Raw genomic sequence first — 21,218 nt, forward strand, 5'->3', positions numbered from 1 at the left:
CCTTGGCCTTTCTCGCACCGAGAACGATAAACATCACCAGCGTGAGAAGAATCTGTGCCAAAACAGGCCAAAAAATATGACTAGAACTCATCCGTGACTCCTGATTATTTGTGCATAACGCCCGCAGCATGCGCGGCTTTGGAATGGAGGCGAAGCCGCAATGGAAAAGACGTCGCCGTGCCTGCGATTGTTAGGAGATTTTATACTCCATGAACACCGCTTCCGGGTGGGGATTGAACCGGTAAGGCTCGATTTCCCTAAAGCCAAAATCTTGGTACAACCGCAAAGCCTTATCAAGCTCCCGAATACTGTCCAGCCGCGCTGAACCATAGCCCATTTCTCTTGCCTGACCGAGGAAAGCTTCAGTCAGAGCTTTTCCAACACCCATGCCATGATAGTCTGGTAGAACATACATCCGCTTCATCTCAGCAACGCCCGGCTCGAACTCTCTGAGACCGACAGCACCAACATGAATACCTTCCAACGTGGCCAGCAGTAGCGCGCCTTTGGGTGGACCATACATTTTTGGCAGCGATGCCAACTCACTGGAAAAACCCTGAAACTCCAGATCCAGCCCCAGAAAGTCGGCATACGCACGAATCAACCGGCTACCTGCATCAAACTGTTTAGTGGTCTCGGCCACCTCAATTTTTACGGACATCCTTATCTCCTAACGCGAAGCTTAGCGGCGCCCTTGTAATGGAGGCGAAGCCGCAATGAAAAGGGCGTCCGGCGGCCATCGGCCGCGTACTACAGCGACTGGTTAGTGGCAGGTAATGACGCTGCCTGCTCCCTGGCACTGACCGTGACGGCCCACTCTGTAACCCGGCACTGGCATGAACCGATGCACTATGTTTGAAACACCGCCAACGGCGCGGTGAATGAACCTGAACTCAAAAGTAGCAGATCCAGACCGAGTTTTCGGCGGACAGCCCCACACGGCGAATACCGAAACCACTACCAACACCACCGGTTGCCGAAGCAACCAAACCGGACACAGATTCTGACGGCCTTGGTGCTGACCAATTTTGCGGGCTTGGCAACCTGGCCCGGCACCAAGGCCACTGGCACGCCGCAGCCAAAAGGACCGAGGCCCCAGCCACTAACGCGGAGCGCACCGGTGGCATTGACGTAGCGAAGCGAAGACAAGGACATCCGTGTGACGCGTCTTGTTACGTATTCTCGATGATGGCTTCAGCTTCTTTGACCCCCAATGGCGATATTTTGCAGGTAGACTCTTGAACAATATCGATTAAATTCTTGGAACGCAGAGCTTTTGTGATTGCTTTAAATCTGGTCTTGTTTTTATAGTCGACCAATTCACGGAGAGCTTCAATGCTCGTTCTATCTCTCTTATATAAAGCTACGAGAATCTTTTGTTCGGTATTCAGCTTGTTATTAAGAATCATAAAGGATTCGCCATCATCCCATATAATGTCTAAATCTCTTTCGAGAATGGCATCCGTAAGTGCATGTGCATCGTCAGGGCTGGATGCGGTGACATAGCGCACGAACTCCGCCAACACCCATTTGGTCGAGTTCAGTATGTACGTAGCATCCATTTTATTCGGTGATATCGATGATATATGACCTACACCTCGTTTATTTCGAATGCAATATATAGAAAATAGGACTCTCGGGATTAGTATTCTGAAAGCCTCGTCACCGTTAGCAGACTCATATTTTGTTAATACAGCTGGACTAAAAGAACCCATTGATTTACTCAAAGGAACCGACTGACCAAACAGTTCTTGTTCGACAATCCTCCTGGCAGCTTCGACAAAGTGCCCAGCATCAAGCTCGCTTGGCTTCCATCTCTCGATCCGATAGTTCCTTAAGACTTCGATATACGCCGCAAGCAGCGCATCGATAATGTCTTCAGCATAGACAGAAACTAGATAATTTCTAATCTTGGGGTTGAGCACTTCCAAGTAACTCCTTTGCCTTCTTTTCGCCTTGGAACGTGAGCTTTACATTCTTATTTCCGCCCTTGACACCATCCGATAGGAAAAGTGTCCTGTCGTTAAAAATCTTCGAAAAGTTTGCTGAATCCAAGAAGCCATGCTCTTCACAGATGGTGCGTATATCTTTCGTAGCAACCAGTTCATCCCCCAAAAGCTTAGATCCGTAGCAAAACAAAATAGCTGCATTAGTCATTTTGGATTTCACAGAACTCCCCGGAATATCGGAAACAATCTTTAAGTTTCCATTTATCTCCGAGAGGTATTCCGGGTACAGGGCAATACTTTCTTTTTGAACTTCTCCCACAGTTGGGCTGACGTTGGTGATATTATCTGTTTTCGGCAGGGAAGTTACTGTGTTTTCGTTCTGTGATTCGGCTTGCTCAGCTGTGCTCTCTTGTTGATGTTGCTGTTCAACAACCACATGCCTAGATATGATTCTAATTAGGTCTGTGAGACTTTCGAAGTGCTCCGATACGAACGCCTCTGAACCTTCAAGTTCTAGAACCCCATCTTGGGCAGAGTATTTGAATTTTGCACGATCCGTCATTTTTCCTCCTGATTTTGTATACGTAACACCTAAGCATTTAATGGTCGTGCGCAGCATGACCATTAAATGTCTGTTGGACTAAGCCGCCACTGCCGCAGCTAGTGAGCGGAGCATAAGGATAAAGTAATTTGGCCGCGGGGTCGGTCGGGCGAGTCTTTCGGTAGACACACATCAATGACAACGGATGTTGACCTTATTCGTTCCTTCACGGGGCAATTCCTTGTTGTGTTTTTCTCAGATTACCCTGCAGATACCGTTTTTTCCAGCCTTCGGGCGCATAGGCGCCCAGCTCATAAAGAACTGTCGCTTTTCACCCGACGGATTAGGTGAATGGGTGGGCTAGCCCGTCGGCACGACCACTGTCCTGAACCGTGGGACCTGGCGAATCATACGAACCAGACCGTCATCACAATGTGGGCATGGCCAGCATCTCTGGGATGTTGGTCTCTCTGTTGTCGCTTCGAGCTGGGGAGGCTGCGAGAGGCAGTGCCGGATCACAGCCAGTTTGCGTCGACGGGTTCGGTTGCTCAGATAACCAAAATGGCGAATGCGCATAAAGCCTTTGGGCAGGATGTGCATGAGAAACCGTCGCACGAACTCCTGTCCCTCCAGCCACTGAGTCTTGATTCGGGAGTCGTCGCGGTAATCTTTATATCGGAACGCGACCCGGTCACCGTCCATAGATAATAAACGCCCGTTACTGATGGCAATTCGGTGCGTGTAGCGAGCCAGATAATCCACCACGCTCTCGGCCTGATTCAGACAGTGTCGGGTGTAGACAACCCACTCCTGATGCATCAGGCGGTTGAGCACGTCATCAATCTCGACACTATGGGTGACCCGATGCAGGTCACCGGCGTTCGCAGAGGTTCTCAGCAACGACACCATTCGCCCGCGAAAACGCCGGGATAAGGCTCGCACCGGGAATAAGTAGTCGTTTTTGGCTTTGTTCCAGTCACCCGTGTCGGTCAACACGCCGCCGGGAACCAGACAGTGCACGTGAACGTGACGACTCAGGTTCTGTCCCCAGGTGTGCAGCACCACTGTCATACCCAGCTCTCCGCCAAGGTGCCGGGTGTTGCGCCCAAACTGGCTGAGCGTATCCCATGCTGCTGCGAACAAGCAGCGGTAGATCACCTCGGGGTGGATCTGAATCCAGCCGTTTAAGGTATGGGGCAGTGTGAACACCAGATGGAAGTATGGCACTGGCAACAACAGGGATCGCTGCCGCGCGCTCCATTGCGCCGTTGTACGCCCCTGACATTGCGGGCAATGCCGGTCCCGACACCCGTAATAACAGATAGAACGGGTCTGGCAATGATCACAATGCATCTCCATACCGCCCATACGGGCGGTTCGGCAAGCCGTTAGGCGAGCGCAGACTTTGCGACGGTGGCTGTCCAATGGCTGACCCGGAAGGAATCGTTGCAGAATGTTCTGGACGCTGAGTGTGGCGGTCATTCTGCACCTCCGAGGCCCGCGATCAGGTCTACAGGACCACGGTTCTGAGGTGTTGCCCCTGGCAGCCAATGTAAATAACGCTGAGTACTGCGCAGATCGCTATGGCCCAAGAGTCGTTGCAACTCATGGAGAGGTACCCCCTGTTCTAACTGATGGGTGGCATAGGCGTGGCGTAGGGCATGAATCCCTCCGCCCTTCTGAATGTCGCTGACGCGCTTGGCCTGGTGGTACACCTTCTGGGGTGTGGTGATATGAAGATGCTTGTCTGGCAGAAATTCACTGGGAAATAACCAGGGCATAGGTCGACAGGTTCGCCAATATTGACGAAGCACTTGGAGTAACCCGGGTGCCAACGGCACCATCCGATCCTTGGCGCCCTTACCTTGAGTGACTCGAAGTAGGTGACGTTCACCATCGATGTCCTTTACCTGCAACGCCACCGCTTCACTGACGCGCAAACCACAACCGTAGGTGATGGACAGTAAAGCTCGATGCTTGGGGTTGGAAATTACCGACAGTAGGCGGGCAACTTCCTGCCGGGTGAGCAGTTCCGGAATGCGCTGAGGGCGCTTGGGTAACACCAGTGTCACATCGAAGTGCGCCCAATGCAGCACCTGCAAATACAGAAATCGAATGCCATGCAAATAAACGCGACAACTGGCCGGTGACAGGGAACGCTCCTGAACCAGATAGTTGAAATAGGCTTGTAAGTCATCGACCTCCAGCTGATCGGGCGAACGCCGATAATAACGGGCCAGCGCAGTGACAACATACAAATAGCTGTGCTGGGTTCGGGGGGAAAAGCCATGTTGGCACATGGCCTGGATCATGGTCTGACGTAGGGGTGTCATGACGAATTCTCCTCTTCTGAATAGCCCACTTGGGCTAATCAAAAGTATCCGTCAGTTCTCCCAGCTTCGCAGGAAATGTGAGGGCGAAATCGCTACCGCGAAGCGGTTTAGTTCAACGCCCGCATTTGCGGCTGGTTTGGAGCGCAGCGGAAAACCAGTCCGACAACATGCGCTTGTTAAATTTTTGAGAGCTTGCTAAGTGCGATGCTTGCGGCATTGGATAAACGCTCCCATTCAGGTGTATTTACGAATTCATGTATGTCTGGAGGGTTTTGCGGTGTATCTTTAGAAACAGCCTCCAAAGCCTCATCGAATTCTTGGAGAATGCTTAATTCCCCATCAGTAAAGGCCTCTTTGTACCACTCCTGCTCCTTGGGGATTTGATAACAGTCATCCCACTGATTGAATAGCTCCGCTGAAACATACGCAATAGGAGCCTTCGCTTGATAATCTAACTGCTCCTCCTTTGAGGAAATTAGATCAAGCACTTCAAAAACTTCCTTTCTGAAGTTTGTTTTTAATTGTTCTCGGAGCTCATTATCCATATTGAAATTTAACGCTTAGCTAAACGGCTAAATGTGGTGGCAGTTTTTTTGCGTGTTTTTGCAAAAAAGATGACAGCATATTTTGTCCGTTTGAGCTTCTGGTTATACGATTTTTTCCAGCTTGCAACAAACTCATTTTTAGCACCATTACTTTTAAACTGGTTGAGTGCACTTGTTTTTAGATATGCTGTTTAACTTTTTCACCAATTGCTTTGCACTAAAAACATCATAATTAAATACACTAGTTCCAGTGTTTCGTTGAAGTCTTGCAGCATAGACATTGTTTACCGTTTCAATATCTATTCTATAAATGTTCGGATTTGTATTTAAACGAAAATTTATTGCACAATTAATTAAATGCTGGTTTCTCCAGCCCCATGGTGGTTCAGTAGCATGTTTTTCGATGAGAGTTACAACTTCGTATACCTGAAGCTCTGACAAGTATATTTTATCTTCACCGACTTCGATAAACACTTCTAATCCTTCATAATATTGAATCAAAGCTATATCTGATGGAGCATAATACAACGACTTATGACGTATTACAGTTACGATCATAATCACTGCAATTAAAATTGGAATCGCTAGTACGCAATACAGGATTTTTTTAAAAATGCGATTCATTCTTTACTCGTATAACGCCAGCAATAAACGGCGGCTTTTACGCAGCGAAGCGGAGAAAAGCCGTCCGGTGGAGGCCCATCGGGCCGGAACGAATTTGATTGCATTGTTAGGGAAGTGCCACGAGGATCTGGATGCTCATGATGAACATACACGCCACTCCGACTGCATACGCCACCGTTCGCCAAGGCTGAATTCCAGCCAGATAGAGTAATGTATGCAGGTAGCGGGCTCCCGTAAATACCAAGAAGAGCCAAACGGCCCAACCGGGAGAAGCACCGACCCAAATATAAGCCACCCCCAAACCCAGAAAAACGGGGATATTCTCGAGGTCGTTTAACCACGCTCGGGCTGCTCTCTGAACTTGAGGCAACTCCTCTTTGGCAGCCTCCCGCCCAACGAATGCTGCATCTTCGGGAGTCTTGAAGGCCAGCTTCCCGATACGATGGAATCCCTGATATGCGGAGATGGCAAACATCTTAAAGAACAGCAGCACTGAGGCTACCGCGTACCAATATTCTGCCTGATCCATGGTGTTTCCTTACTCCCTAACGCCAGTGGTAATGGGCGCCAACGGAGCGCAGCGTAGTTGGCGTCCCGTTGACCACATTGTTAAAGGATTCATCGGGTTAGCTTGAGCATCGCGTCCGATACAGTCCTAGCGCGTGCTACAAGCGCAACAGCTATAATTAGCTCCATTACCGTGGTGACCATCGCTGCTTTGCTGTCGCTCCCCAAGTAAAGGGTAGAGTCGGAGTAGTTGTCATGGCTCATTTGCCACAGAGTTAACCAATAGACGGCATCCGAAACAGCGAAGTACAGAACGTACAAGCCTATTCCCAGCACTATTACCGTGAGTAGACCTTTTGCGCCGACCGGTTCGAATGACTGATCCAACTCAGGTCGAACAACCCAGCGCGACACGGTCATTGGAAAGAACCATAAAAACAAAGAGACGAGCAAAGGGACCAAGGTCGGTACCCACGCAAAGGCTGAGGGTAGCTCATAGCCTTGAACACCGCCGTTTTTGAGCACCTCGATCAGAAAGGATGATTGCCTAACAGCGTAGATGGCCAATGCTATCGCGAATAACCGAACTAAGATTGCGAAGTAGTGAGTAGGTTTCATCCTGTACCTTTAACGCTTGCAGCATGCGCGCCCACGGAATGGAGCCGAAGGCGCAATGTAATGGGCGTCGCCGTGCCTGCCCTTGTTAACGAAGATCCTTCATACACTTGCAGCGCCGGCTCCAAACAAATACCCGACTACTATTGTCATTAGGTTGTTAAGGTCTTCTGGCGTAGAATATTCAGTATCACCAGCATTACTAGCTCTGAGAAAGATATAGAGCCCCACCAGCCCTAGCGCGATCATTCCGGGCACTATATATACGAGAAAATTCTTCGTTACATTACCGTGCTCCTTGCGAAGTGGAGTGTCCGTCACCTTGTTCTTTTCTATGGATCGAACCCTTAGGACTAAATCCTCAAGCTCATCTTTTGAAAGCACTTTCTCAAGTTCTTCCATATTCTCTTCGATTTCTAGCCTCAAATGCTCGATTGAATCTTCTCTCTCAGATTTCGTTTTTCTGATACCGGAAATAATGCCTAGAATTCCCGCAATAGCCGTCATCAGTGGAAGAATGAATTCTATGTCCATGCTTCAAAATCTCCTTCTTTTTGCAGGCCCGGTCTCGTTAACGCCAGCGCACAACGGCGCACTTGTAATGGAGGCGCAGCCGCAATGGAAAGGGCGTCCGGCGGCCAACGGCCGCGAATTGATGCGCCTTGTTAGATGATCTTGGCTGTGCGGATGCCGTCCTTCACGACCGTTGCTGGAGGGCTGCTTGAGTTAATTCGCTCAGGCGGGCGCGCTGCTCACCCAACTCATCAAAGTTCTCTGGCCTCAGCCATTGTGAGAACGCCTTTGATAGTGCCGGCCATTCGATATCGATAACGGAGAACCACGCAGTATCCCTGCTACGCCCTTTATACACTGTAGCTTGACGAAAAGTGCCTTCATGACTGAACCCAAGGCGCTGAGCGGCGGCACACGAGGGTGCATTCAAAGCGTCGCACTTCCACTCATAACGCCGATAGCCTAGTTCGAAAGCTTTTTTCATCATCAAGAACATGGCTTCCGTGGCGACAGGGCTTCGCTTGAGCTGCTCAGAGAAATGGAGATGACCAACTTCGATAGAGCCACTCGCTGGCATTATCCGAAGATAGCTTGCAACGCCAACGGCTCGGCCATCCGACTTCTGAATAATCGTGAAAAACAATGGATCATCCTTCTGACTCATTGCCTGAAGCCACTCATAATAGCGCTCAAAGGAACCAAAGGGGCCATAAGGAAGATAGGTCCAGCTACTCCCATCTTTGTCCAGCACGTTCGCAGCATAGAGCTCTTCAGCATGGCGCTCTGGAGCAAGCGGCTCCAAACAGCAGAAGCGGCCATCCATTGGCTCCGGCGACGGGTGCGCGGGCTCTACCCACTGAGCAAGCGGCTCCCCGACAGGCTGGCCGAGATCATTCACAAATTGAGACATATTCTACCTTTTACATCTAACGCCTGCGTAAACGGCGGTTTTTGCGCAGCGAAGCGGAGCAAAAACCGTCCGGTGGAGGGCCTTTAGGCCCGGAACGTATTTGACGCACTTGTTAAGCATTGAGCTGACGAACGAAGCCGGCTTCATCTCTGACACCGACCCGATTGCCGTCGGGATCGCAGATATTGATGGTCCTGCCCCAAGCGTTTTCTGTGATGTCTGCATCGATGCCCCATGCTCTAATTTCTGCCAAGGCTTCCTCTAGGTTCTTGACGTTGAAACGCAGCTTGAAGCTCCCCTCTTCGGGCAACTTGACGCCGTCCTTTGCTTTGCCGCCTTGTTCCACCATCAAGTAACCCTCTCCGTATTCGAGGCAGGTTAGCTTAAAGTCGTTCTCGTCTTTCTCGAACAGCTGACGCAAGCCAAAGAGGTCTCGATAGAATGCCACACACGCCTCAAAGTTTTCCGTGTTCAGAATTATTCCGTAGCGGGCTATATTCGCATGCATGGACCTTCCTTGTGCTTAACGCCTTGCGAAGGGGCAAAGTGCGCAGCACTTTGTCCCGCTTGCGCAACTTGTTAGATTACGCCTAATCCGCACTTTGAAGCTCGAGAGGGTTGAAATTATGCGCATGGTTAGACCAACTGGAAGCAATACCTATGTCATAACCATACGTTAGGTTGATGTGAATTGTATCTTTTTGCAAAGCTTCAGGGTGGTTGGCGACAACTATAGTTGCTAGCCGACGGGCTAGCTCAGTATCACTAACATTGTTGGTCTTTAGGAATACCTGACTGCTTATATATGTGGTTGTTTTGGTGTCTTCATTGGTTGAGCTGAAAGTTGATGAGCCAGAGGATATAGTTGCGTAAGCAACACTTGGATCATTTGATAGCGCAGATTGGACGGCCAGCATTCCCTTGAATGGTTCACTCTGAGCTAGCTGAGTAGTGAAAGCCGGAACTACGGCAGCCGAAATAAATAACACTGCAACTATTATAAGATGAACATTCCAGACCTTTCCGGGATCTTGCTTTTCTACATCCGCATTAACGACATAGGTGCCAACCACTAGATCATGCAGTGACTGACGGGTAACTCTATTGAATATGTATAAGTATAAAATTGAGAAAAGACCACCAAATATAATTAATGAAAGCGGATACATGAGAAAAGAAAGCATCGCCTCATTTGAAAACTGAGCCCCATTTAGAGAGAAAGGAATTGCCAGAATGAAGTAACGGAGTATAGACTTTCCAAGGTTTATTGGAGAGTTATTAGAATCAACCACTCTGATCTTTAAGGCCTTCTTGCCTATCGTTTGACCACCGGCGATAGAGCTATTCATGACACCAAAGTAAATGAGCGCTATTGAGAAGCCAACCAGACGTCCCCATCCTCCCATTTGAACAAACAAGCTTTCAAGAAATAAGCCGAGCGCTAAGCCGCACACGCCAAGTATTAATGTGTCTATGAATAGAGCGCCTATTCTTCTCCAGAAACCGGAAATCCATTTCAGTTCTACTTCTTCAGTCATTATTATTCCTTGTTGGATGTTTAAAGTAATCTAACGCTTGCAGCATGCGCGCCCATGGAATGGAGCCAAAGGCGCAATGTAATGGGCGTCGCCGTGCCTGCACTGGTTAGGCCAGAACTCAGTCATTTTCCGCCTTGCTCTCTCGTTTAAAAGCCACACGCGCCCAATAGAGTCCGAAAATTACCAGCGCCGGTCCAACACCGAGAGTCAAAAAGCCTCCGCTATATTGCGGCTGCGTCTCGACCAACGAGTTATACAAAACCCAGCCTACAATTGAGAGACCGATGAGTACGGATGTTATACCAAGCGCTGCCTGGGGAAAGCCGAACAAAGCACCGAGCACTTTTTGTAAAAGGGTTGGGTTCTCCAATCTCCGCAGCTCTGATCCGAGATCAATCCAAGCCAAAATCAAGATGGGCAGACCAACGAAAATAAAGAGCAAAAACCACGCGGTTAGCCAGCCTTCATGCGTTGTCGAACCAATCGCTCCGGCTAGCAAAGCAAGAAACGCAACTATCGCCAGTAACTTTGTGATCGCAGTTTTCATGATCAAGGGCCTAACGCCAACAGCATGCGCGGCTGCGGAATGGAGGCGAAGCCGCAATGGAGTAGACGTCGCCGTGACTGTGATTGTTAGGAGTAGGTACCACCAAAAAACTCCACGAACTTTTGCTTTGGGTAAGCTTTGACCAAACCCTTTTTGGTATCCGGGTCATACTCAATGAGATGCCAAACTAGATCCGTACCAAAATCCATATATACGTGTTTTGTTGCAGCCTCCCACTTTGCAAGGAGCTTACTACGGCCGACCCACCTAATTTTTCGAAGGTAGGTATCGTCTGTATGAGGACCATAAACACTTTGATGGAAATATATTCGGTCAAAGTCCCTTTTAGCACCGTTTACTACCCAAATCATCTGTTGGTAAAAAAGCTCACGTGCGTCCATCTCCTCGGCAGAGATTGAGTAGCTTTGAAACTCGATGACCACATTTTTATCAACATAGACATCTGCAATGTGTCTTTCACCGGTTTTCTCATCAATAAACACACGCTCCTGATTTTCACTCGGAAAGTAAGATTTCCACGTTCTGTGCCACTCAGATTCGTTTTCCCACCAAGGGTCGCATGTTTCCCGGGTTTTATGTGCCCAGTGGTGAACTTTGAAGTTTCCACATTTCGCAATGACATCACTGTTGCAACAAGGGCACGTTCCATTTAGTCCCTTTTTGGGCTCAACTCTATAGCCATTGACGAACGCGTACCGCACTGAAACTTCTCCTAACGCCATTGTTTAGCGGCGCCCTGAAAAGGGCGTCCGGTGGAGGCCGTCAGGCCGGAACGTACTACAACTACTGGTTATGTGTTCTGAGCCTACGAGCCACTCCCGACAATATCGCGTAGCTAAGCGCTGCATTGAATGCAAAACCCAACGCCGTCAATGCAACGGTAACCAGATGGCGCGGTGCCTCGCCAATGTACTCTTGAAGCTCTGGCTGAAAATGGGCACCAGCCAACGACCATGGCCATGCAAGCAGTAAGAAAGCAAAGCCAGGAATATTTGCGACTGTATCCCAGTGCCAGCCCATGACTTTCCATAAAAACCAGGCACCCTGATAGCCGCTAGATACTACGGCACAGACTATGAAAACCCACTTGGTTCCGATCATTTGACGCACACATAACGCCTTGCTCAACGGCGTAGTATATTTGGCGGTTTTTATGCGGCTCTTTGCATAAAAAGTGACAAATATACGGAGTCCGTTGCAGCTTTTTGTTAGGGGTTTAATTCACTTCGGACTTTGATACGTCTCTCCGGAGTTGCTCATTCCCCTAGTTCTTTTTTATTCATTTACTTCAGGGGGATGGCTGCTCCCGAAGTACCTTCTTTGTAACGCGCTTAGAATTTTATTCAGTCCCTTCGCTTTTCATATCAGACGAAGCGAAGAACTCTAAATTAACGGCGCAGTTTTTAATACCTGTTGCCCCGCAACCTAAGCGGTACATTTACCCTATATCACAGCGCTTAAATTTTGCTTTGATCATGGGTTAATTCTAGCCGTTTTGCTTCACTGCGTCGCACTCTTTTTGACGCTTAGGCTACCGTAGCATTCTACTTTTACGACCCCTAACGCTTACATAATGGGCCGAGCTGCGTAGCAGTGAAGGTCCAGCCAGCTTGCTGGCGATCATTGATGTACTGGTTATACACAAATGTTGCGCCAGACCACACTTCCCAAAACTACAATTAATACTGTAACAGTACCTACAGTTTCTATGGCTGATAGTAGCCCTGATTTATAATTGAATACAAGTCGTGGTATAGGTGTTGTAAAAAATACGGAGAATGCAAATACCAACATCGGTTTATGTATATTGTCAGTGTAGAAATTGTCCTCATCAAAGAATATTGCACCAACTATAAAAAGTAAGGAACAAACACCAAAAATGAATAAACCTATATAAATTAACTTTTCTGTGTTGCTATCAGTTAGTTGCATAATATTCGTATTACTTTAGGTCGTATAACGCCTGCATTTGCGGTTTGGGTGAAATGGCGGCTGTTTTGCGTGTTTTTGCAAAACAGGTGACAGTTTACCCAAATCCGGCAAGATGCACTTGTTAGGGCTTGATTGATTTCTCATACTCTCTAATGCTACGTGTTAATTCTTGATCTAGGGCCTTTTCGATTTTTAAAGCCCGATTCCATAATTCAGTAATATTGTTGCCAGAAACCATACTATCAAATATTGAGGCCAACTTTATTTTAAGTTTTTCTCTCTCTTCCGAATCGCCACCTGTAATCGTTGTATTGTTATCAGGAGAATACATTATTCTGTATTTTTTATAGTTATCACGAGCCTCGTCTAGCGAGTAACCTCCATTGGGGCCACCTAATGCTTGTGACGAATCTTCATCATCCTGACCATCATCTTCCCAGTTACACAATTCGCAAATATCATAATTTCCTCGTTCCTCCAATGTTGGATATCCACAACATGGGCAAGTAACGCGGTTCAGTGTCTTGAACAATGAACCAAGACCGAGATTAATTTCTTTCGATACCTGTTCAAGTTTCTGTCTTTTATCAGATAGTTCGTTCATATTCGATACTTATTGTAGAGCCCTAACGCTGCGGTAACCGGCGCCGGCGCGACAGCGACGGGAACCAAAAGCGCACAGCTTTTGGCGTCCGGTTGACCGATTGGTTAGATTTACTGTCCAGATTTTTGACCATTGATGCCGTAGTCGACAATTGACTGAGTCCTTGCATCGTGGAGTTTGCGACGTTTTTGACCTTCTTGAAGAGCGAGTATGTCTCGATACTCCGCTTTGACAGCAGCTTGCTCGTCCTCACTCAAGCTGTTCCACTCTTCTCCGGTCAAACCATAGTAGGGAGCGGCACACCCTTGTATTCCCAGTGTTATAAAAAATATTCCAATATAACAAAGCAGACTTTTCATACGCTTCCTTTCAGAAAAATCTAACGCGAAGCGAAGCGGCGGCCCGTCAGGGACGTCCGACTTACGCGAATTGTTAGAGAAATTAGCAATCAATCTCCCCGTATTCCTCATCATAGAGGCTGACTGAGCATTTCCTTTCAATCGGCCGAAAATCGCCTCCTCGACATTCAATTTCACCATTCTGATTATCGTAGAAGTAGACCTCACACTTACGCTCCACTGGGCGAAGATCTGATCCTCGACACTCTAGCTCACCGTATGATTCATCGTATTTGTATACTTCGCACTTCCTCTCAATGTCGCGGAGTGAAAAGTTATGGCCTTCAATCTCTTCACTCGAATTTGCTGATGATAACGCTTGATGGATGCGGAAAACCTGCATCCTTTGTTCTGGCGTAAGCTCTTCAACCGGCGTTTTCCCGCTAATCACATCTTTGTAGAGTTCAAACGCATTCGCGCTCGAATTTTGGGCCAGGGAATTAGCTGACACACAAAACATAAATAATAGAAACATCAGACGAAATTTGAAGTGCATGAAATCCTCTAACGCCTTGGTTTAGCGGCGACTACGGAGCGCAGCGTAGTAGGCGTCCGGTGTAGGACCGCCAGGCCCGGAACGAACTACAACAACTTGTTATGCAATGCCCAGTCGTCACACGTCATTCGATATACCCGCACAGGTCGGGCATGGAATTCTCGGATCGTATAATCTCCAAACCCGACCTTCTCCGTCACCCTAACGGAGGCTGTATGTTCCGGCTCGATAATAACAATTACCGACTCGCAGTGTTTTTGATCAAAAGCATACTGGAGAACACCTTTTACACCTTCTGTCGCATACCCCTGATGCCAGAACCTGCGCGCCAGACGATAACCTAGATTGATTTCTTCAACATCGCCAACCAACTCCGGCCCAACGCCACAGAAGCCGATCAAATGCCCTGATTCCTTCTCACACAATGCCCATGGCCCTATTCCATGAGAGGCGTAACACTCAAGGCACCAATCAACGAACTTTCGGGTAGCTTCTTCGTCGCAAACTCCACGGACGGAGAACTTCATGACTTCCGGATCACTGAGCATTGCAGTGAGCACCGGAACGTCTTGATGGGATAGCTTCCTTGCAACCAGCCTCTCTGTTTCAAACAATGGCACCTATCTCTCCCTGTGCATAACGCCGCTCAGCACGCGCGGTTGCGGAATGAAGGCGCAGCCGCAATGTAGTAACCGTCACCGTGGCTGGCCTTGTTAGCCATTTTCTACCAAGGAGCCGATTTTATCCCATACAAACCAGTATGTTGGAACAACACTACCATCTGGAGCATTCCATACACTCTCTTGCGCGTTACGAGCCCCAGCCGATTTATAGAATGCTTGCGCTTTTACATTCTCTTGGTTCACCAACAAGCACAAACCTCCGATTGGCTCCTGTTGGTGACACCAACGGGAAACTTCGATCAAGAGCGACTTTCCGATGCCTTTTGATTGATGGGCTTTGCGTACATGCAAATTATCCAAGTAGGAGCCCCATTTGGAATTCTCAGCTGCATATACACACGCGAACCCCAGGATTTCTCCGTCCTGCTCAGCAACGACCACATGCTGGTTAGGCTTTGGCATATCAAGCCGGCTTGCCCACACCTCATTTCGTTCTTGAGGTACGACATCCGAAAGATATTGCGCAGTTAAGGCATTTTGATACGTATTACGCCAACTCGTGGTATGTATATCTGCGATACTCTGAGCATCGCTTGCCAATGCTGCTCGAATTTTCATATAGGACCACTCTCCTTGTGTGGCTAACGCAGAGTGCAGCGGCAGTTTGTGGAGTGGCGGTTTGTGCTAGCGTAGCGACAGCACAAAAAGAGCCACGGAACAAACTGTCCGGCTGACACGTATTGTTAGCGCCCTCAAGCTGGCCGCCGAAACGCTAGGCGGGTCCAAGTCACATGTTGGGCGCGGTTGAAATTCTGAATTGATTCGGTATGAGTGCAAAGAATAGACTCTAGACCGCTTGCTTTCGCTAAAGCAATAGTTTCATCTCCGCCCACGTCGAACATTCTTCTCCCGTTAGGCACCGGCCCATGACGAAGCGTTATGACTAAGACTCCGCCCGGAGCAAGCAATGAGTTCAGTTTTGGCATTCCCCTCCGGCGCTCTCCCTGATCAAGATGCATCCAAACGGCAGTGAGCATAACGGCATCGAACTGCTGATTACGCGCAAGCACCAAGGTAAGGTCAGGCAAGCTATCTTTCACCCACTCTATTGCGGGCGAAGGATGCAGAGCCTTACCGGGTTCGCGCAGTTCATCGGTAGGCTCCACAGCTACAACAGAGTGTCCTTTTGATGCAAACCACGCGGCATCAGCCCCTGTACCGGCGCCAACATCTAAAATGAGAGCTGGCGATATAGGCAGAATGCGTAGTTCCGACTGATACTTTTCTTCAAACGAAACCGCTTCGTAACGTTTGATTAGCTCCTCCGCTTGCTCAGCGTAACCCTGTATGCCGGGAATCATGCTGTTACTCCGATTTTAACTCGCTAACGCCGCGCTCTGCGGCAAATTTGAAGCGCAGCGTAAAATTTGTCCGACAGCAGCGCTTTGTTATGCACTTTTACCACGACCTTCCAAGCTATTCTGAACTTGGTCTGGCACAAACATCCTCTTTGGTGTTTGCTCAAAAAAGCGAATATGAAATGCCGACGACATTTCACTTGGTCGAATTCTGACCCAAGGATCTTCTAATTCTTGTGACGTAAACTCAACAGGAATCGCAGGATCAAACGCTTCCTCGTCAATTTTCAAATCTTCTGGACCTATTTCTTGGATTTTGTAGCCGTTCGAATAGATATGAATTGCTTTAACCTTTTCTGCTAGCGATTTATTTGCTATTGGCAGAAACATTGCATCATCAAGATCCTTAAGGCATATAGTTGGAAAATACCGTATGAAGCTATCTTTGCTGTAAGAAATTGGGAGAAACTCAACTTCACTCCGCCCTATTGATGATGAGCTTCCTACTTGTTTGTAACGCTCATCTTCTTCATCATCTTTCTCCGTTTCTGAGTCATTCTCGATGTCGAGATAACTTTCCCATTGCCCTCCGGCTATACCGTGTTTAATGCCAGATAGCTGTTCTGTAAAATCACTACCCATATCGCTTCGCATTCGGTTTGACTTATCAGAGCTACCAAAAATTATCCCAAGTATCTTTTGCTTGGGCTCCTTCAGATACATAGAGCAAAATAACCTGAAATGTCCTATATCATCCGCAGAATATTTTTCTTTGAGTTCAAATGACAGAGTTAAATGGTTCAGCGGATCAGTTGATTCTTGGAGGAATAGCAACCTATTCAAGGTTCCCTCTATTCGCTGAAATCCGGTAGAGATAACTGACTGTATATCATCGCCCCATCGAGCGAAGAAGCTTGCTTGCTCCTCTTCAGATAGCGTTATATTCAAATATTGGAATCTTAGTGAAAATCCGTCAGGGCTGTCCAAAGTTATTCTTAGCCTTTCGCGATCTAAAATTTCGCAGTGTGTAATGCCTTGTTTTTTCGCGCTATCAATAAGAGAATCTTTTTCGCCTATGGTAAGGTTTATATTGGTAAAGAACACAAAGACGCTTGGCTTCTTGTTTGCGCCAAGAGCACTATCTAGATCGCTAGAAAATTTTTCATTAATGCTTTTTTTCTGCTCTTTTGAATCATTTGCCTGATTGACAAAGCCTACAGCCCCATAAGCTAGCGATTCATCCCGGAATAACGCCTCTATATCCCTACCACCATCGGGACCACCTCGTGGATGCCTCGGCCGGACATCAGAGAATCTTTTGTCTATAGCCAAAATAGCCCTGCACAATTGCTCTCTGTGCAACTGGTTAGTATCCAAGTAACTTTTTAGTCGTTCGTCCGTTTGATATGGCAACTTCTAGCTCCGAACTATAAATGCATAACGCTGAGGTAACCGGCGCCGGAGCGCAGCGGAGGGAACCAAAAGCGGTACGCTTTTGGCGTCCGGTTGACCGCCTTGTTAATGGCCGTTCACCACCGTGGTTGAGTCTGGAATCAAAGGCCGCATGCCCCCTCCCGGACAGCTTGCACCAACTCGACGGATGGCGACAGGAACCAGAACGCAAAAGCCGCCGACCCGATTACCATTTAAGACGGATGGCCCCGCGACTGGGGCACGTCATAAATACCGACACCGCTGGCCATTGTGGCAACCAAACCAAACAGCGCTTTTTCCGGCCTTGGCGATCACCAGAGTGAGCGGGCTTACAACCAATCCCGGTGCCAAGGCCTTTGCACCCCACCTGCTAAAGACTCACGAATGCCGGGCCAATAACGCCAAGCTTAGCGGCGCCACGTCAGTGGCGTCCGGTGGACGGCCCTCGGGCCGGGAACGTACTACAGCGACTGGTTAGCTGAGAAGCACCGGCGGGCGACATACCCAGATCCTTGGCAACCAGCATGACCGCCTGCTCCGTTGCTTTATGCACAAGCTCTGGACGATGCACTCCGATTAAAAACACTTACCCCATTGATGCGGAAAGTGAACCTGAACTTCAGAGTAGCAGGTAAGCAAGGAACCAGGTTTCGACGGACACCGGGTTCCGGCAAACACTGACCTTTATGCCAGCACCACCGACCGATCTTGGCCACCCCACTCGACGCGGATTCTGACGGCCTTGGCAAACCAACAAAATGCCAGTTCGGCTACCAGTTTACGGCCAAGGCCAATACCACCGAGCCGCCCAAAAGGCACAACGCACTACCCAGCTAACGCTGAGGTAACCGGCGCCGGAGCGCCAGCGGAGGGAACCAAAAGCGCCACGCTTTTGGCGTCCGGTTGACCGTTTGGTTAGGCCGTTGCATTGGACTCGCTCAGCGCCTTGCCCCAAATTGCTACTCTGTACGTAAAGGAGCCGGGGTCGCTAGCCTCGATGTTGATTGCCGCAGGGATAAAGCTTTTTCCCTCATACTCTGGAGCTGCGTTGTAACGAGTTACCTTACCCTCCTGGGCAAGAGGTAAAATGACGTTTTGATCGGTACTCGCTTTAAGTTCAACTGCGAAAGCTGGCACATACACGACGTTCGGTGGGACATCTTCGCCACCGAATTCGGAAGGTAGAAGCAGTAGCTTTTGAAGCTCTCCCTTCTGGACTAGCGCCTCAGCTTTCTCTCTTGAATCGACGCCAGAGTAGTCTGGACCCGTATTGTTTTTCTTCAACCACCCAAACATCGCTATCTCCTTGTGGGCCTAACGCTGAGCACAGCGGCGACCTTGGAATGGCGACGAAGGAGCCATGGAAAGGGCGTCCGGCGGCCATCGGCCGCGTACTGCTGCGACTTGTTAAAAATTGGTCCAACTCTGAGGGTAGCGCAAACGAAAGATGATCGACATCACATCAGCGAACCTCAAGCGACCAAGTAAGACCAGAGAGAAAAAGACTCCCTGGACGCAAATGATCATAGACACTACCAACAGCAAAACCATAGTGATTGCAAAGAACGCAGTCGGATCCCCAGGTTGGGCAGAGTTGGCAACATCAATGCCTAGCGAGGCAGCTAAGAGGGGAACCAAAGTGAAGTACCATAGGCCGATTCCGATCACTACTCCCAAACCCGCAGCTACATTTGAACAGACCCTGTAGTAGGGCTTTAGCCTCGCAGCGTCATGAAAGAACTTCCGTATGCGGCCCATGTTCACCTGATTTTTAACGCCAAGCTTAGCGGCGCCACGTCAGTGGCGTCCGGTGGACGGCCCTCGGGCCGGGAACGTACTACAGCGACTGGTTAGTTGGGGGCATCAATGAAGCCCGATCCCTGGCAACCAACATCGTAGCCTACGCCGCAGCCCTTGCACCAAAACCCGCTGATGCTATGTGCATAAAATCACCGCCAATAATGCGGTGAATGAACCTGAACATCAGAGTAGCAAGTAAGCAAGGAACCGTTTATCGACGGACAACCCCACAACCGAGACACTCAATTTAGAACCAGCTCCGCTGACCGTTTGAGCTACCAACAAGACGACAAATTTGCGGGCCTTGGCTGCGCAGCTATTCTGCCGGTTTTGCTGCCAACTTTCGGCCAAGGCCATTAGCACACGGCCACTCAAAGGTACGAAGCACTACCAACTAACGCTTTGCTCATTTGCGCAGCGGTTGTAGTGGATTTTTGTGCAACAATGAGCGCAGCGAATGCACAAAAAGGAGCGTAGACCGATGCGTCAAATGGAGCAACTTGTTAAGTTGTGCACTGAAGTTCATTGAAGTCTCCGAACGATTGTTTAAGCGCCGAATTAATAAAACTACACACCTCTTTGGTAGTTACATCTCTCTCTAGGAACTGGCCCAGCTCAATTGCAATTGATCGGATTTGTTCGATATTCGCTTGCTCTAGGTTCTGCTTCCGAAAATCTCTACCAAATGCACTGGTAAGAATCTCATAACCATCTTGGTTGCATAGAAGCTCAATATTATCAGGTACAACATCGTTTACCCAATTAACGAAACCATCGCATACTGAGTTGATCATATCTTCATGACTTTCGAACCCATCTACCATGTTAGAACTATTTCTCCGAGAAACTTAACGCCGGCCATAAACGGCGCCCTGACAAGGGCGTCCGGCGACCGTAGGGAGCGAATTTGATGGCTTTGTTAGCTGCGAACAACCGAACCGGAATGAAACCCGATCTTTGGCAACCAGCATGACAGCCTGCTCCGTTTCTTTGGGGCACAAGCTCTGGCCAATGCACCTTGATTAAAACCACCGCCGATGATGCGGCGAATGAACCTGAACTTCAGAGTAGCAGGTAAGCAAGGAACCAGGTTTCGCCGGACAGCCCCGCAAGGTAAACACCCAAGCTTTTACAATCACCGCTGACCGGCTGAGCTGCCAATCTGACGACGGATTTCGACGGCCTTGGCGAGCCACCAACATTGCCGGTTTTGCTGCCCGCTTACGGCCAAGGCCACTGGCACCGAACAACCCAAAAGGAACAGCGCACACACAGCTAACGCCAGCAATAAACGGCGGCTTTTACGCAGCGAAGCGGAGAAAAGCCGTCCGGTGGAAGCCCATCGGGCCGGAACGAATTTGATTGCATTGTTAGGGAAGTGCCACGAGGATCTGGATGCTCATGATGAACATACACGCCACTCCGACTGCATACGCCACCGTTCGCCAAGGCTGAATTCCAGCCAGATAGAATAATGTATGCAGGTAGCGGGCTCCCGTAAATACCAAGAAGAGCCAAACGGCCCAACCGGGAGAAGCACCGACCCAAATATAAGCCACCCCCAAACCCAGAAAAACGGGGATATTCTCGAGGTCGTTTAACCACGCTCGGGCTGCTCTCTGAACTTGAGGCAACTCCTCTTTGGCAGCCTCCCGCCCAACGAATGCTGCATCTTCGGGAGTCTTGAAGGTCAGCTTCCCGATACGATGGAATCCCTGATATGCGGAGATGGCAAACATCTTAAAGAACAGCAGCACTGAGGCTACCGCGTACCAATATTCTGCCTGATCCATGGTGTTTCCTTACTCCCTAACGCCAGCGTAACGGGTTGGTTTGGAGCGGCAGCGGAAAACCAATCCCGTTGACGCACTGGTTAGGTGGTCTCAACGTGAAGCCTCCATTCTGGCGAATTGCGGGAGTAGCTATAACG

The 21,218-nt window shown here is 49.0% G+C and carries 25 protein-coding genes; all 25 read right to left on the reverse strand.

Annotated features, from left to right (window positions below; translation table 11 throughout):
* Window positions 1-190: 190 nt before the first annotated feature.
* A complete protein-coding gene (locus tag FE845_RS17855) occupies window positions 191-661 on the reverse strand; it encodes a GNAT family N-acetyltransferase (RefSeq protein ID WP_200367786.1) in 471 nt (156 codons plus the stop codon).
* 511 nt (window positions 662-1,172) lie between these two features.
* Entirely contained in the window at window positions 1,173-1,925 is a 753-nt protein-coding gene (locus FE845_RS17860; RefSeq protein WP_200367788.1) for a hypothetical protein, read from the reverse strand.
* Complete coding sequence (locus FE845_RS17865; protein WP_200367790.1) at window positions 1,906-2,511, reverse strand: hypothetical protein; 606 nt, start codon at window positions 2,509-2,511, stop codon at window positions 1,906-1,908. Before FE845_RS17865 ends, FE845_RS17860 begins: the two co-directional genes overlap by 20 nt.
* A 339-nt stretch (window positions 2,512-2,850) precedes the next feature.
* On the reverse strand, window positions 2,851-3,972 hold the full coding sequence (locus tag FE845_RS17870; protein WP_200367792.1) for an IS91 family transposase: 1,122 nt from the start codon (window positions 3,970-3,972) through the stop codon (window positions 2,851-2,853).
* Window positions 3,969-4,823 carry a tyrosine-type recombinase/integrase gene (locus FE845_RS17875; RefSeq protein ID WP_200367794.1) on the reverse strand — a complete coding sequence of 285 codons (855 nt, stop codon included), beginning with the start codon at window positions 4,821-4,823 and terminating at the stop codon, window positions 3,969-3,971. The genes FE845_RS17870 and FE845_RS17875 overlap by 4 nt, the downstream gene beginning before the upstream one ends.
* Window positions 4,824-4,999: 176 nt before the next feature.
* A complete protein-coding gene (locus FE845_RS17880; RefSeq protein WP_200367796.1) occupies window positions 5,000-5,368 on the reverse strand; it encodes a hypothetical protein in 369 nt (122 codons plus the stop codon).
* Window positions 5,369-5,521: 153 nt separating this feature from the next.
* Complete coding sequence (locus tag FE845_RS17885; protein ID WP_200367798.1) at window positions 5,522-5,992, reverse strand: hypothetical protein; 471 nt, start codon at window positions 5,990-5,992, stop codon at window positions 5,522-5,524.
* Window positions 5,993-6,098: 106 nt separating this feature from the next.
* A complete protein-coding gene (locus FE845_RS17890; RefSeq protein ID WP_200367800.1) occupies window positions 6,099-6,521 on the reverse strand; it encodes an MAPEG family protein in 423 nt (140 codons plus the stop codon).
* A gap of 89 nt (window positions 6,522-6,610) precedes the next feature.
* Window positions 6,611-7,117 (reverse strand): hypothetical protein, encoded by a 507-nt coding sequence (locus FE845_RS17895; protein ID WP_200367802.1) that lies wholly within the window; start codon window positions 7,115-7,117, stop codon window positions 6,611-6,613.
* A 99-nt stretch (window positions 7,118-7,216) separates the two neighbouring features.
* The gene (locus FE845_RS17900; protein WP_200367804.1) at window positions 7,217-7,648 is read right to left on the reverse strand and encodes a hypothetical protein; all 432 of its coding nucleotides are present in this window, start codon (window positions 7,646-7,648) and stop codon (window positions 7,217-7,219) included.
* 163 nt (window positions 7,649-7,811) lie between these two features.
* A complete protein-coding gene (locus FE845_RS17905; protein WP_200367806.1) occupies window positions 7,812-8,537 on the reverse strand; it encodes a GNAT family N-acetyltransferase in 726 nt (241 codons plus the stop codon).
* A gap of 112 nt (window positions 8,538-8,649) precedes the next feature.
* Entirely contained in the window at window positions 8,650-9,045 is a 396-nt protein-coding gene (locus FE845_RS17910) for a VOC family protein (protein WP_200367808.1), read from the reverse strand.
* A gap of 82 nt (window positions 9,046-9,127) precedes the next feature.
* The gene (locus FE845_RS17915) at window positions 9,128-10,075 is read right to left on the reverse strand and encodes an RDD family protein (RefSeq protein WP_200367810.1); all 948 of its coding nucleotides are present in this window, start codon (window positions 10,073-10,075) and stop codon (window positions 9,128-9,130) included.
* A gap of 118 nt (window positions 10,076-10,193) precedes the next feature.
* Window positions 10,194-10,622, reverse strand: coding sequence for a hypothetical protein (locus FE845_RS17920; protein ID WP_200367812.1), 429 nt, complete (start codon window positions 10,620-10,622; stop codon window positions 10,194-10,196).
* Window positions 10,623-10,708: 86 nt separating this feature from the next.
* Complete coding sequence (locus FE845_RS17925) at window positions 10,709-11,365, reverse strand: competence protein CoiA (protein WP_227714488.1); 657 nt, start codon at window positions 11,363-11,365, stop codon at window positions 10,709-10,711.
* 61 nt (window positions 11,366-11,426) lie between these two features.
* Window positions 11,427-11,753, reverse strand: a complete 327-nt coding sequence (locus FE845_RS17930) for a hypothetical protein (RefSeq protein ID WP_200367816.1) — start codon at window positions 11,751-11,753, stop codon at window positions 11,427-11,429.
* Window positions 11,754-12,696: 943 nt separating this feature from the next.
* On the reverse strand, window positions 12,697-13,179 hold the full coding sequence (locus FE845_RS17935; RefSeq protein WP_200367818.1) for a CPCC family cysteine-rich protein: 483 nt from the start codon (window positions 13,177-13,179) through the stop codon (window positions 12,697-12,699).
* 110 nt (window positions 13,180-13,289) lie between these two features.
* The gene (locus FE845_RS17940) at window positions 13,290-13,538 is read right to left on the reverse strand and encodes a hypothetical protein (RefSeq protein ID WP_200367820.1); all 249 of its coding nucleotides are present in this window, start codon (window positions 13,536-13,538) and stop codon (window positions 13,290-13,292) included.
* Between the two features lie 82 nt (window positions 13,539-13,620).
* Window positions 13,621-14,073 (reverse strand): hypothetical protein, encoded by a 453-nt coding sequence (locus FE845_RS17945; RefSeq protein WP_200367822.1) that lies wholly within the window; start codon window positions 14,071-14,073, stop codon window positions 13,621-13,623.
* Between the two features lie 86 nt (window positions 14,074-14,159).
* Window positions 14,160-14,693 carry a GNAT family N-acetyltransferase gene (locus FE845_RS17950; RefSeq protein ID WP_200367824.1) on the reverse strand — a complete coding sequence of 178 codons (534 nt, stop codon included), beginning with the start codon at window positions 14,691-14,693 and terminating at the stop codon, window positions 14,160-14,162.
* A gap of 93 nt (window positions 14,694-14,786) precedes the next feature.
* Window positions 14,787-15,314, reverse strand: coding sequence for a GNAT family N-acetyltransferase (locus tag FE845_RS17955; RefSeq protein WP_200367826.1), 528 nt, complete (start codon window positions 15,312-15,314; stop codon window positions 14,787-14,789).
* Window positions 15,315-15,448: 134 nt separating this feature from the next.
* Window positions 15,449-16,057, reverse strand: coding sequence for a class I SAM-dependent methyltransferase (locus FE845_RS17960; protein ID WP_200367828.1), 609 nt, complete (start codon window positions 16,055-16,057; stop codon window positions 15,449-15,451).
* Window positions 16,058-16,144: 87 nt separating this feature from the next.
* Window positions 16,145-17,467, reverse strand: coding sequence for a hypothetical protein (locus tag FE845_RS17965; RefSeq protein WP_200367831.1), 1,323 nt, complete (start codon window positions 17,465-17,467; stop codon window positions 16,145-16,147).
* 936 nt (window positions 17,468-18,403) lie between these two features.
* Window positions 18,404-18,784 carry a hypothetical protein gene (locus tag FE845_RS17970; protein ID WP_062474910.1) on the reverse strand — a complete coding sequence of 127 codons (381 nt, stop codon included), beginning with the start codon at window positions 18,782-18,784 and terminating at the stop codon, window positions 18,404-18,406.
* Between the two features lie 1,874 nt (window positions 18,785-20,658).
* Window positions 20,659-21,081: an MAPEG family protein gene (locus FE845_RS17975; RefSeq protein WP_106761969.1), complete on the reverse strand. Its 423-nt coding sequence runs from the start codon at window positions 21,079-21,081 to the stop codon at window positions 20,659-20,661.
* Window positions 21,082-21,218: the final 137 nt, after the last annotated feature.

Source organism: Marinobacter sp. 1-4A (genome assembly GCF_016597725.1).
In the GTDB taxonomy this organism is placed as follows: Bacteria; Pseudomonadota; Gammaproteobacteria; order Pseudomonadales; family Oleiphilaceae; genus Marinobacter.